This window comes from Pseudomonas sp. Xaverov 83 (assembly GCF_019352905.1).
GTDB lineage: Bacteria > Pseudomonadota > Gammaproteobacteria > Pseudomonadales > Pseudomonadaceae > Aquipseudomonas > Aquipseudomonas yamanorum.
Genome location: NZ_JAAAFU010000038.1, coordinates 113,584 through 113,876 on the forward strand (window position 1 = coordinate 113,584; position 293 = coordinate 113,876).

General features: G+C 57.7%; 1 protein-coding gene. It reads left to right on the forward strand.

Translation table 11 applies throughout. The features are described from left to right. The coding region (locus K0H47_RS31100) for an immunoglobulin-like domain-containing protein (RefSeq protein ID WP_257626668.1) at positions 1–293 on the forward strand (293 nt) is incomplete at both ends.

Here is a 293-nt window from a genome sequence, read left to right on the forward strand (position 1 = left end):
TGTGACGCTGTCGACCACCGACACTGCCATCACCGAAGGCGGCCAGATCACCTACACCGCCACGCTTTCGAATGAAGCGCATGCGCCAGTGACCGTGACGCTGTCCAACGGCCAAGTTATTACCATTGACGCAGGCAAAACCACGGGCACCGTGGTTTTCCAAACGCCAGCCAACGATGTTTACAACAACGGGTCGACGGTCAGCACCACCATCAGCACCGCTACTGGCGGCAACTTCGAGAAACTGGTTCCGGATAACAGCCATCCAGCGGTTACCACCATCACCGACTCGA